11 protein-coding genes and 1 riboswitch are annotated in these 12,556 nt (G+C 65.3%); of the genes, 9 read left to right on the forward strand and 2 right to left on the reverse strand.

Annotated features, from left to right (window positions below):
• Positions 1-11 precede the first annotated feature (11 nt).
• The 4 genes from FDW81_RS17370 (at position 12) to FDW81_RS17385 (ending at position 2,773) form a co-directional block, all read left to right on the forward strand.
• Positions 12-1,295, forward strand: a complete 1,284-nt coding sequence (locus FDW81_RS17370) for an MFS transporter (protein WP_138135457.1) — start codon at positions 12-14, stop codon at positions 1,293-1,295.
• A 56-nt stretch (positions 1,296-1,351) separates the two neighbouring features.
• Positions 1,352-1,555, forward strand: coding sequence for a hypothetical protein (locus FDW81_RS17375; RefSeq protein ID WP_138135458.1), 204 nt, complete (start codon positions 1,352-1,354; stop codon positions 1,553-1,555).
• A gap of 92 nt (positions 1,556-1,647) precedes the next feature.
• Positions 1,648-1,950 (forward strand): DUF4193 domain-containing protein, encoded by a 303-nt coding sequence (locus FDW81_RS17380; RefSeq protein WP_041652542.1) that lies wholly within the window; start codon positions 1,648-1,650, stop codon positions 1,948-1,950.
• 271 nt (positions 1,951-2,221) lie between these two features.
• Positions 2,222-2,773 (forward strand): hypothetical protein, encoded by a 552-nt coding sequence (locus tag FDW81_RS17385; RefSeq protein WP_138135459.1) that lies wholly within the window; start codon positions 2,222-2,224, stop codon positions 2,771-2,773.
• A 109-nt stretch (positions 2,774-2,882) separates the two neighbouring features.
• On the opposite strand, the gene FDW81_RS17390 is transcribed toward FDW81_RS17385, so the two are convergent.
• Positions 2,883-4,439, reverse strand: a complete 1,557-nt coding sequence (locus FDW81_RS17390; protein ID WP_138135460.1) for an APC family permease — start codon at positions 4,437-4,439, stop codon at positions 2,883-2,885.
• Between the two features lie 221 nt (positions 4,440-4,660).
• On the opposite strand from FDW81_RS17390, the gene FDW81_RS17395 reads away from it, so the two are divergent.
• Positions 4,661-5,140 (forward strand): Dps family protein, encoded by a 480-nt coding sequence (locus tag FDW81_RS17395; protein ID WP_138135461.1) that lies wholly within the window; start codon positions 4,661-4,663, stop codon positions 5,138-5,140.
• Positions 5,141-5,242: 102 nt separating this feature from the next.
• Here FDW81_RS17395 and FDW81_RS17400 read toward each other — a convergent pair whose 3' ends face one another.
• Positions 5,243-6,823: an MFS transporter gene (locus FDW81_RS17400; protein ID WP_138135462.1), complete on the reverse strand. Its 1,581-nt coding sequence runs from the start codon at positions 6,821-6,823 to the stop codon at positions 5,243-5,245.
• 68 nt (positions 6,824-6,891) lie between these two features.
• On the opposite strand from FDW81_RS17400, the gene FDW81_RS17405 reads away from it, so the two are divergent.
• The 4 genes from FDW81_RS17405 to FDW81_RS17420 form a co-directional block, all read left to right on the forward strand.
• Positions 6,892-7,431, forward strand: coding sequence for a TetR/AcrR family transcriptional regulator (locus tag FDW81_RS17405; protein ID WP_138135463.1), 540 nt, complete (start codon positions 6,892-6,894; stop codon positions 7,429-7,431).
• A gap of 104 nt (positions 7,432-7,535) precedes the next feature.
• A riboswitch (glycine riboswitch) is annotated at positions 7,536-7,634 on the forward strand.
• Between the two features lie 178 nt (positions 7,635-7,812).
• Entirely contained in the window at positions 7,813-10,713 is a 2,901-nt protein-coding gene (gene gcvP, locus FDW81_RS17410; protein WP_370279172.1) for an aminomethyl-transferring glycine dehydrogenase, read from the forward strand.
• Between the two features lie 11 nt (positions 10,714-10,724).
• A complete protein-coding gene (gene gcvT / locus FDW81_RS17415) occupies positions 10,725-11,873 on the forward strand; it encodes a glycine cleavage system aminomethyltransferase GcvT (protein WP_138135464.1) in 1,149 nt (382 codons plus the stop codon).
• A 335-nt stretch (positions 11,874-12,208) separates the two neighbouring features.
• Positions 12,209-12,556 (forward strand): serine dehydratase beta chain (locus tag FDW81_RS17420; RefSeq protein WP_305004156.1); only part of this gene is annotated, 348 nt, incomplete at its 3' end.

Genomic DNA, 12,556 nt, shown 5'->3' on the forward strand with positions numbered 1-12,556 from the left:
CCATCCCCGACATGAACGCCGCTGCTCTGAAGATCCAGCGCGTCTACCTGACGCTGACGTTGGGAAACACCCTTGCAGCCTCGTTCATCTGGGGCATCAACACCCTCTTCCTGCTGGATGCCGGGCTGAGCAACCTGGAAGCCTTTGCCGCAAACGCCTTCTTCACTGCCGGGATGGTGCTCTTCGAGGTACCCACCGGAGTGGTTGCCGACAGCTGGGGACGCCGGGTTTCCTTCCTGCTGGGGACGGTCATGCTGGCCGGGTCCACCTTTCTGTACTACCTGCTGTGGCAGTTTTCGGCCCCGTTCTGGTGGTGGGCGGCAGTTTCTGTCCTGCTGGGCCTCGGCTTCACCTTTTTTTCGGGTGCGGTGGAGGCCTGGCTGGTGGATGCCCTGCGGTTCTCCGGATACGAAGGCGGGCTGGAGACCGTGCTCGGACGGGGGCAAATGGTCACTGGAGTTGGCATGCTGGCCGGCTCCGTGGCCGGCGGCGTCATTGCCCAGGCCACCAACCTGGGCGTGCCGTTCCTGCTCCGGGTGGGCGTGCTGGTTGCCATGTTTGCGGTGGCCTTTATGCTCATGCACGACGTCGGTTTCACGCCAGAGCGGTCGGTGCACCCGCTCAAGGCCACCCGGGCCGTCCTTAAGGCTTCCGTGGATGGCGGACTGAAGCACCCGCCCGTCAGGTACATAATGCTTGCTGCGCCATTCACCGAAGGGGTGAATTTCTACGTCTTCTACGCCCTGCAGCCCTATCTGCTTCAGCTCTTTGGGGACCCGCGAGCCTACGCTGTGGCCGGCCTGGCCGCGGCCCTGGTGGCAGGAGCGGACATTGTGGGCGGATGGATGGCGCCGCGCATCCGGCGGCTCGTGCGGAGACGCACCACTGTGCTGATGGGCAGTAACCTGGTCAGCTCACTGATCCTTGTGATGCTGGTGTTCACGAGCGCGTTCTGGCTGGCCTTGGTACTTTTGGCCCTGTGGGCAGTAGTGGGTGCGGCAGGCACCCCCGTCCGGCAGGCCTACCTGAACGACATGATTGCCTCGAAGCAGCGGGCAACGGTGCTCAGCTTCGATTCCTTGATGGGCTCTGCCGGCGGAGTGGTGGTGCAGCCGCTCCTCGGCAGGACGGCGGACCTCTACGGCTACCCCGCTTCGCTGGCGGTGGGAGGCGCAGTCCAGCTGATCGCCGCTCCCTTCATCCTGTTCAGCCGCCGGCAGCGCTCGCAGGCGGACACGGCATCGGACACTGCCCCGGCACCCCAGGGGGATCATCCGGGCGGGTCCACGGCTTAATGTGGGTGAGACGGGCGCGAAACGCGCCCACAACAATCACTGCGTAGCTTGCAGGCATGACACCAAACTTCCTCGGCCGGATCCGCGCGTGGTTCGTTAGCGCAACCACCTACGACGGCGGCGGGCAGGAGGCGGATGCCATGGCTGATGCCTCCCGCTGGGCCTGGCTGCCCGCGCTGAGCGGGGTGGCCGTGGGAGGCGACCATGCCCGGCGCAGCCATGCCGGATCCACGCTGCAGCAGAACGGCATGTCTGGTTGAACACACTATTGGCTTGCTAGCGGGATCATGCCCTAAACTGCTTCACTGAGGTGCCTGAAGTGGTGCTGCGCAGCAACGAAAGTGAACACGCTATGGCTACCGATTACGATGCCCCACGCAAGCAGGAAGAAGACACTCCCGCTGACTCGTTGGAGGCTCTCCAGGCGTCACGTGGCGGCAACGCGCAAACCGCGGTCATCGACGTCGACGAGAACGACACCGCCGAAGGCATTGACCTGCCCGGCGCGGACCTTTCGAACGAGGAACTGACGGTCATTGTTGTTCCTGAACAATCCGATGAGTTCACCTGCTCATCGTGCTTCCTGGTCCGCCACCGGTCCCAGGTTGCCCGCGAGAAGAACGGCATGAAGTACTGCCGCGACTGCGAAGGCTGACACCGACTTCCAATCCCTGCGCCGGCCGCCCGCCATGGTGGCCGGCGCTTTTTGTCTCCTGCCGCCGTCGTTATCCGGATAACGGCGAGGTGCAGAAACGGCACCGAAAAGGTCAAGAAAGGCCCGGAAACAGCCCTTTTTTTATGACCCGGTAATGCTGCCGCGGACACCCTAACGGTTCCGTGCCGAAGCGGCTACAGCCCTCGTTTCGAGGCTTCCACGCTCCTAATCTGGAGCTATCCAATCCGCTCCTTCCTTGGGTGGCTCCACAATGAAAAAACTCTTTATCTGGCTCACGGCCATCCTGATGGCCGTCGGGCTGGGAATCCTGGTTCCGGGGCCCGCCTCGGCAACCACCTCGTATTGCGGACTGGTCTGGGGGTCCATGTCCAAGTCTGACAATACGTTCAGCAAGGCATCCGTCACCAACGTTCGCACCGGGCAGCACTACTGCTTCGACCGGATGGTGGTGGACCTCGACGGTCCGGCTGCCGGCTATACCGTGCGGTACGTACCCCAGGTGATCCAGGACGGGTCCGGGTTCCCCGTGCCGGTCCGCGGGGGTGCCCGGCTGCAGGTGACCGTGAATGCACCCGCCTACAACCCCGACAGCGGGCAGCCCACGTACAACCCCGCCAACCAGGCGGAACTCTCCAACGTTTCCAACTACCAGACCTTCCGACAGGTGGCCTGGGCCGGAAGCTTTGAGGGCTACACCAATATCGGCGTGGGAGTCCGTGCCCGCCTTCCGTTCAGGGTGTTCACCCTGGACGGGCCCGGCTCCGGTTCAAGGCTGGTCCTTGACGTGGCGCACTTCTGGTGACGCGCTGCCTGTGACAACGGGCCTCGGACAGAAGACCACATAGCAAAAGTGCCGTACCCCTGGAACCCGGGGGTACGGCACTTTTGCCCTGCGGGCGGGGCGGTCCGGCCTACTCCGGCACCACCAGTGCAGGGGTGTCCCGCTTGAGGGTTTCGCCCCGGAAGAAGCCGGGGTGTACTCGGGCCATGATGAGCATGAAGACTGCCCCGGAGGCCAGGATCCCGACGCCCAATATGAAGACCAGCCCCACGCCGAAGACCTCGGATCCGCTGCCGAACTCCGGCGCCAGGCTGTCCACGGCGGTCTGGAAGAACACCACGAACAACCCCACCCCGCCGAGCACTGGGCACACCAGCCGCAGCATGAAGTTGCGGGTACTGCTGAAGACGCTGTGCCGGAAGTACCAGGCGCAAGCGAGGGCGGTCAGGCCGTAGTAGAAGCAGATCATCAGGCCCAGCGAAACGATGGTGTCGTTCAGGACGTTTTCGCTGACCACGTGCATGACGGCGTAGAACCCCGCGGAAACGACGCCGGCGACGATGGTGGCGTAGCCCGGCGTCGCAAACTTCCTGCTCACCTTGCCGAAGCGCTGCGGCAGGGCGCCGTAGTGCCCCATGGCCAGCAGCCCGCGGGCCGGCGACATGAACGTGGACTGCAGGGACGCTGCGGAGCTCGACAGTACGGCGAGGGACATCAGGATGGCGAACGGACCCATGATGGGCGAGGCGAGTGCCGTGAAGATGTTCTCGTGGTTGTCCTCGTTGTTCAGCCCGTTGCCGGTGTCGCCCAGGCCGGCGAACATCATGGTGGCGATGCTGACCAGGAGGTAAATGGCCAGCACGATCACGGCAGTCAGGGTACCGGCCACACCTGCTGTCTTCCTGCCGTTGGCAGTCTCCTCGTTAAGGGTCAGGCAGACGTCCCATCCCCAGTAGACGAAGATTGACAGCGAGATTCCGGCAGCTACCTGGCTAAAGGTTTCGACCTTGGTCACGTCGAACCATTCCCAGCTGAACGGGATGGCTGTTTCGGACGCGGACCAGTTGGCGAATGCCATGGCGACGAACAGGCCAAGGACCAGCAGCTGGAACCCCACCAGGCCGTACTGCACCACCTTGGTGGCGTGCAGGCCGCGGTAGCTGACCCAGACGGCCAGCGCCACGAACACAAAACAGGTCACAACATTCAAGGCTTTGTTGTCGGCGAGGCCCGCGAGCTCCGGGTTACCCGTGAGTTGGGACAGGAACAGGTAGAAGAAGTCGACGGCGACACCGGCAAGGTTGGACAGCACGATGATGTTGGCCGCCAGCAGGCCCCAGCCGCCCATCCAGCCCACCCAAGGGCCGAAGGCCTTGGTGACCCATGTGAAGGTGGTGCCGCTGTCCGGCGAGTCGGCGTTGAGCTCCCGGTAGGCGAGCGAGACCAGGATCATGGGAATGAAACCGACCAGGAAAATGACCGGCAGCTGGAGTCCGACTTCGTTGACGGTGGGGCCCAGTGCGCTGGTCAGGGTGTAGGCGGGAGCAATGGTGGAAATACCCAGCACGACGACGGCGAGAAGGCCCAGTTGCCCGCCCTTCAGTCCTTTGGGGCTGATGCCGGCAGGGCTGGGGGAGCGGCTCCCCGGACCGGGGGAGGACGAGCTGGTGCGGATGGTCTCGGTCATGGCACCACTTTCTGAAGATGTGAGAGGACGACCACTATATGAATGGCGTTCATTTAGTATGGGGGGCGTGTGACGCAGGACGCAAGAGCGAATATGAAGGACGTTCGTTAATGTCCGTTGCCGGGGAATTAGTAAGCTCACTGAGAAATCAGTCGCAGGCCCCCTGCCGTACCGCGGGCTGCTGATAGCGTCGGAGTTACTGGACCGATCGAAGAGGACCCATGAAAGCTTCACCGACACTGACCAACAACCTGCAGGCCGTGCTCGCAGACCTGATTGAACTGCACGTCCAGGGCAAGCAGGCGCACTGGAATATTGTGGGCACCAACTTCCGGGACCTGCACCTGCAGTTGGATGAGATCGTGGACGCCGCCCGCCAGTTCGCCGACGACACCGCCGAGCGGATGCGCGCCCTGCACGCACTGCCGGACGGCCGCAGCTCAACGGTGGCCGAGAGCACTAACCTGGCTCCGTTTCCCGAGGGTCTGATCAGCACCAAGGACGCCACCGAGCGCATCGTTGCGGCCCTCGAAGCTGCCGTCGGAACCATGCGCAAGGTCCATGACGAGGTGGATGAGGAGGATCCCACGTCGGCCGACCTGCTGCATGAATTCATCCTCAAGCTGGAGCAGTTCGCCTGGATGGTAAACGCCGAAACCATGGAGCCCACCGCAAGCGTCACCGCCCCCGACGCGAAGTAGCCGCCGGGCGCAGAAGATTACTGCAGGCGTCCGCCGCCGGAGCTGCCCGCTCCGGCGGCGGACGCCTTTTTGCTGCCCTGGTTCAAGGTCGGCGGCCCTGGTTCACTTGGCCGCCTTGGGCACTTGCCGCAGGACGACGGCGGCGAGCACTGCCGCCGTCGACATCAGCACCAGCCCAATGGCCGCAGTGACGTGCACCCCGGAGTCAAAGGCGGTTGCGGCTGCGTCCCGTACGGCGTCCCCCAGCGGGCCCGGCAGTCCGGCCGCGAGTTCCATCGCCCCCGCCAGGGTCTCCCCGGCATGCATGATGCTCTGGCCCGAGGAGGCTTCGGCGACGCCCTCCGGAAGCCGCAGGTTTTGCTGGTAGGAGGCTGTAAGAATGGACCCCAGCACCGCCGTTCCCAGCAGTGCTCCCACCTCGTACCCCGTTTCAGAGATTGCGGCCGCCGCGCCCGACTTTTCCGGCGGTGCGCTTCCCAGGATGAGGTCATTGGAGATGGTCTCCGCCGTTCCCACGCCCAGCGCCAGGACCAGGAGTGCGGCCAGCAGCAGCGAGGGTCCGCCGGCGTGGCTGCCAAACGTCACCAGGCTGTAGCCCGCGGCGCTCATGCCGAGTCCTGCCGCCACCACGAACCCGGGCCGAACCCGGCGGACGAGCGGCACCACCGCCAGACCTGCCACCACCGTCGCGAGAAGTGCCGGAATCATCGCAACGCCTGCCGCCGAAGGGGACAGGCCCTCAAGGAGCTGCAGGTGCTGGGCCAGGAAGAGGATGAAGCCGTTGAAGGAAAAGAGGGCAAGGACATTGGCCGCGATGGCCATGCTGAACACCCTGTTTTGAAACAGCGACATGTCCAGCAGGGGAGTGTGAAGGCGCTGCTGCCGGCGGACAAAGAGTACGCCCATTGCCAGACCGAGGGCTACGGCTCCCAGGGCCGCGGCACCGGGACCTTCGGTGGCAACTTCTTTGATGCCATACGCGACGGGAGTCATTGCCAGCAGTGAGAGCAGGATGCTCGGAATGTCCACCTTCCCCGGTGACGGGTCACGGGATTCCGGGATGAAGGCAGGGCCGAGGACCAGGAGCGGCAGCATGATGGGCACTGCCACCAGGAAGACGGCGCCCCACCAGAACTCTTCCACCAGCAATCCGCCGAAGATCGGGCCCAGCGCGGCGCCGCCGGAAAAGCCGGCGGCCCAGATGGCGACTGCCAGCCGCCGGCGGTTGGACTCCGGGAAAATGTTGCGGATCAGGGACAGGGTGGAGGGCATCAGCATGGCGCCGAAGAAGCCCAGGACGGCACGGCCGGCGATGAGCCAGCCGGCATTTGGGGCAAAGGCCGTGGCTGCGGAGACCGCAGCGAAGCCGATGGTGCCGATGAGCAACAGCCGGCGCCGGCCAATCCTGTCACCCAGGCTTCCCATGGCCACCAGCAGCCCGGCCAGCACCAGCGGGTAGGCATCCACGATCCAGAGAAGTTCGACGCCGGATGTGCTGAGGGCGCGCGTGATGGCCGGCAGCGCGAAGGTCAGGGCTGTGTTGTCCACGGCAACCAGCAGGACGGGGAACATCAGCAGCCCCAGGGCCAGCCAGTCGCGCCAGGTTCCGCCGGCGCGCCCGCCCGTGGTCCGGGCGGTGGCGTCGGGATAAGCGGTGCTGCGGGGAGCGGCGGACGGTGTCATGGAAAATAACTGTACCGTCTGGACGGTCTAGTTAAGAAACCGGGCTGCAGCCGTGCATGATGGGAAGCATGGCCAGAAAACCCGTGGCGCGAGACGCAGTCCTCGACGCCTTTGAAGAGCTCCTCATCGATGTGGGTGAGCGGGCTGCCACGCTGGAAGCGGTGGCAAGGAAGGCGGGCGTTTCCAAGGGCGGCCTGCTGTACCACTTTCCCAACAAGGAAGCACTGATCGCCGCCACCCTTGAGCGGCTGGACCGGTTGGCGGGGGAGGACCTTGCGGCCATGGCGGCCGCACCGGAAGGGGCAGCGGCGTACTTCATCCGGTCATCGCTCTGGTCCGACACCCCGATGGACCGTTCCTTTGTTGCTGCCACCCGCCTGGCCGAGGTGGCCCACGAGGAGGCCCGCCGCCGTTTTGCCGCCATCCAGCAGCAGTGGCTGGAGCTCATCGGCAAGGATGTGGGGGCGGCTATGGCCAAGGCGGTGCTGTACATGGGGGACGGGCTGTATTTCAACGCCATGTGGGAAAGCGGGCCGTCCGGAAATGCCGGCAGGCGGCAGGCGGACGTGGAGGAGCTGCTGTCCGCGGTGGAGCGGCTGAGAGGCTGACCGGCATTTGCCCCTGCGCCTGCGCCATAGGAGAATTGGTGCATGTGCAGGCCGCCATCGGCCGCCACCAAGAACAACTCAAAACAACCTAATTGAATAGCCTTTGATCTGCGGCGGGAGAGTTCTGCCAGAAGGTACAAGCAGGCGCCGTAGGAGCAATACCTCCCCAGGAATCTCACAGGCCCATGTACCGCCGCGGCGAGGCACCTCTGGAAAGCAGCAGGCCGTCCGCCTGGAGATCCACCACCGGATCCGTTCGGACCGTTGTGCTCACCGACGGTGCAAGCGGGGCCAGCGGAAGCAGGCAACGCGGAAACTCTCAGGTCCAAGACAGAGCGGGGAGGGCCCGAATCGATGTGGCGCACCAGCGCCGCCTGAGCTATGGAGTTCCTCGTGACTGTCTCTCCGGCCCCCGCCGTTCCAGCCCCCGCCATCCCGGCTTCTTCTGCTTCGGCCGCCACCTTCGTTGACCGCCATATCGGCGCGCGCCGCCAGGCCGACGTCGACACCATGCTCAAGGCCGTGGGCTACGATACTGTCGACGCGCTGGTGGACACCGCCGTCCCCAGGGACATCCGGCAGGATTCCGCGCTGGAGCTGGCAAACGCCCTCAGCGAAGTCCAGGTTCTCGGCGAGCTCCGCAAGCTCGCCGCCAAGAACAGGACCGCGGTCCAGATGATCGGCCAGGGCTACTACGACACCGTGACCCCGCCGGTGATCCGCCGCAACATTCTCGAGAGCCCGGCCTGGTACACCGCGTACACCCCGTACCAGCCAGAGATTTCCCAGGGCCGGCTGGAGGCGCTGCTGAACTTCCAGACCATGGTCCAGGACCTGGTGGGCCTGCCCATCGCCAACGCCTCCCTGCTGGACGAGGCCACTGCCGTTGCCGAGGCAGTACTGATGATGCGCAGGGCCAACAAGAACAAGGACGCCAGGGACGGCAAGACAGTCCTGGACGCAGACTGCATGCCGCAGACCATTGCCATCGTCAAGGGCCGTGCCGAGGCACTGGGCTTCGAGGTGGAGGTCGCCGACCTTGCCAATGGACTGCCCGACGGCGCCATCAACGGTGTCGTGCTCCAGCAGCCCGGTGCTTCCGGCCGGGTCTTTGACCACAGCACAGTGATCGCCGACGCCAAGGAGCGTGGCGCGCTGGTGACCGTCGCTGCCGACCTCCTGGCCCTGACCCTCATCACCCCGCCGGGCGAGCAGGGTGCCGATATCGCCGTCGGCTCCGCGCAGCGCTTCGGCGTCCCGCTGTTCTACGGCGGCCCGCACGCCGCCTACATGGCAGTGCAGAAGGGGCTGGAGCGCTCCATGCCCGGGCGCCTGGTGGGAGTCTCCAAGGACTCCGCCGGGGTTCCTGCCTACCGCCTGGCCCTGCAGACCCGCGAGCAGCACATCCGCCGCGAGAAGGCCACCTCCAACATCTGCACCGCCCAGGCGCTGCTGGCCATCGTGGCGTCGATGTACGCGGTGTACCACGGACCCGAGGGCCTGAAGGCCATTGCGCAGTCCGCCCACTTCCACGCCAGGGCCGTGGCCGCGTCGCTTAGGGTGGCAGGGTTCGACGTGATGCACACGAGCTTCTTCGACACCGTGACCGTTTCGGTGCCGGGCAAAGCAGCGGCAATTGTTGCCGCAGCAGAGGCCAAGGGCATCAACCTGCGCAGCATTGACGCTGACACGGTAGGCATCTCCACGGATGAAACCACGACGACGGAGGTTGTCGTCGCCGTTTTGGCTGCCTTTGGTGCCGCGCTGGCCGAGGTTATGGACGGGGTCGGCCTGGATGCCGCCGTCGAACGCTCCTCCGGCTTCCTGCAGCACCCCGTGTTCAACACCTACCGCTCGGAGACCCAGCTGCTGCGCTACATCCGCCGCCTCTCGGACCGCGACCTGGCGCTGGACCGCACCATGATCCCGCTGGGTTCCTGCACCATGAAGCTGAACGCGACGGCCGAGATGGAGGCCATTTCCTGGCCCGAGTTTGCTTCGATCCACCCGTTCGCCCCGGACTCCCAGACCGAGGGCTGGCGGGAACTGATAGCGGACCTGGAAGCCCAGCTGACCGAGATCACCGGATATGACCAGGTGTCCATCCAGCCGAACGCCGGCTCCCAGGGTGAACTCGCGGGCCTGCTGGCCATCCGCGGTTACCACCACTCCCGCGGCCACCAGCAGCGGAACGTCTGCCTGATCCCGGCGTCGGCACACGGCACCAACGCTGCGTCTGCTGTCCTGGCCGGTATGAAGGTTGTTGTGGTGGCCACCGCGCCGGACGGCACCATCGACCACGCGGACCTGTACGCCAAGATCGAAGCCCACAAGGACACCCTGTCCTGCATCATGATCACCTACCCCTCCACCCATGGCGTCTATGACGCAGACGTGCGTGAGGTCTGCGACGCCATTCACCAGGTTGGCGGGCAGGTGTACATCGACGGCGCCAACCTCAACGCCCTGGTGGGCCTGGCCCAGCCGGGCCAGTTCGGCGGCGACGTCTCGCACCTGAACCTGCACAAGACGTTCTGCATCCCGCACGGCGGCGGCGGACCCGGCGTCGGACCCGTAGCTGCCAAGGCGCACCTGGCACCGTTCATGCCCGGCAACGCGGCCACCTGGACCGAAGGCAACGACGTCCCCATCTCCGCCTCGAAGTACGGCTCCGCCGGCGTGCTGCCCATTTCCTGGGCGTACGTGAAGCTGATGGGCGGGCAGGGCCTGACCGAAGCCACCAAGTCAGCGCTGCTGGCCGCAAATTACATTGCCGCGCGCCTCAACGACTTCTTCCCGGTCCTGTACACGGGGGAAGCCGGGCTGGTGGCGCACGAGTGCATCCTTGACCTGCGCGAACTGACTGCCAGGACCGGCGTGACCGCCGAGGACGTGGCCAAGCGCCTCATCGACTACGGCTTCCATGCCCCCACGCTGTCCTTCCCGGTGGCGGGCACGCTGATGGTGGAGCCTACCGAGTCCGAGGACCTCGGCGAGATTGACCGCTTCATCGAGGCAATGATCTCCATCCGTTCTGAGATCGACCAGGTGACGGCCGGGGACTTTACCGTGACGGAGAGCCCGCTGCGCAACGCTCCGCACACTGCTGCGGCAGCAATCAGCAGCGGCTGGAACCATGCCTACCCGCGCGAGCAGGCCGTATTCCCGGTGAAGTCGCTGAGGCAGGACAAGTACTTCCCGCCGGTGGGACGCATCGACGGCGCAGCGGGGGACCGAAACCTCATTTGTTCCTGCCCGCCGCTTTCGGAGTTCGAAAACTAGGGGCCGGCACCATGACGGAGAAGTACACCGCGCTGTACGACGAGCACAAGAAACTGGGGGCGTCCTTTACCGACTTTGGCGGCTGGCAGATGCCCCTGAAGTACAGCTCCGAGCTCGCCGAACACCACGCCGTTCGGAAGAGCGCCGGGCTGTTCGACCTCTCCCACATGGGCGAAATTTGGGTCACCGGCCCCGGTGCCGCGGCCTTCCTGGACTACGCCCTGGTGGGAAAGATGTCGGCCATGCCCGTGGGAAAGGCCAAGTACTCGCTGATCTGCAGCGAGGATGGCGGCATCATCGACGACCTCATCACTTACCGCCGGCCGGCCGCTGATGACGGCAGCGACGTTTTCCTGGTGGTCCCCAACGCCGGCAACGCCGCCGTGGTGGCCGCAGCGCTGGCGGAGCGGGGGACGGGCTTTGACGTCCGGGTGGACGATGCCTCAGCGGCCACCTCCCTGGTGGCCGTCCAGGGCCCCAAGGCACAGGAGTTGCTGCTCCGCCTGGTCCCGGCCGCCCAGCACCCCCTGGTAAGGGAGCTGAGATACTACGCCGCCGTTGAGGTACCGCTCCTGGTGGGCGGCGCGGGGCAGGACCTTCTGGTCGCCCGCACCGGGTACACAGGCGAGGACGGTTTTGAGATCTTCGTGGCGAACGGCGATGCAGCGGCCCTCTGGCAGGCCCTCCTTGCCATTGCCGACGACGGCGAACTGGCACCTGCAGGCCTGGCCTCACGCGATTCGCTCCGCCTGGAGGCGGGGATGCCCTTGTACGGCAACGAGCTGTCCCGGCATGGCGACCCCTTTTCCGCGGGCCTGGGACCCGTCGTCGCACTGTCCAAGGAAGGCGACTTCGTGGGCAAGGCCGCCCTGGCCGCCAAAAAGGAAGCCGGCGCCGGCAGCACCTCCGGACGCCGCCTGGTGGGACTCAAAGGACTCGGCCGCCGCGCAGGCCGAGCCCGCTACCCGGTCCTTAAGGACGGCACCGTGGTGGGCGAAGTCACCTCCGGCCAGCCGTCACCCACCCTCGGATATCCGGTGGCCATGGCGTACGTGGACGTCGCGTTCACCAACGTTGGCACCGCACTGGACATTGACCTGCGAGGTAAGGCAGAGCCGTTCGAAGTCGTCGACCTGCCGTTCTATAAACGCGCCAAGTAGCTGCCTCCTCCGTGGCTGGCTTCGGGACCGGCGGACCGGACTTTTCACGCGTGCTGGCTCGTTCCTCGCCTCTGACGCACGCTTTCGAAAAGCCCGGCTTCGTCGGCCTCTCGTGCGTACGTCGCCGTGTAGAAGCGGAGGAGCCATCACCGACAACGGGCGGATGCATGTCATTGCCTGCTTGTTGTTCGCCATGGTGACGGAACCTTGGGGAGGGGGCTGGGCATCCGGCAGCATGCGTCAAAGCGACGAGGGAGCAGCATGCAGAGGATGTCCTGTTCCTTCCCAACCCGGCCACAATTGACCGAGCCACATTTGCAGTTAGGAATACCGTTATGGCTGTTGGCGTCTTTGATCTGTTTTCGATCGGGATTGGGCCCTCTTCTTCGCATACTGTGGGGCCGATGCGGGCTGCTGCCGTTTTTGCGGAGGAGCTCAAAGGCTCCGGGAAGCTGGAACAGGTGGCGGCGCTGCGGGTGGACTTGTATGGGTCCCTTGCCGCGACCGGGCACGGGCACGGCACCATGACCGCCATCCTGCTGGGTTTGGAGGGGTTCCATCCGGAGCTGATTTTGCCGGCGGAGGTGGAGGAGCGGTTGGCCTCGATCGCGGGGACCGGGATCCTGCAGCTGGCCGGTTCCGTGCCGCTGCGGTACGGGGTGAAGGACATGGTGTTGCGGCCT

Origin of the sequence: Pseudarthrobacter sp. NamB4 (assembly GCF_005796185.1) — a bacterium.
GTDB lineage: Bacteria > Actinomycetota > Actinomycetes > Actinomycetales > Micrococcaceae > Arthrobacter.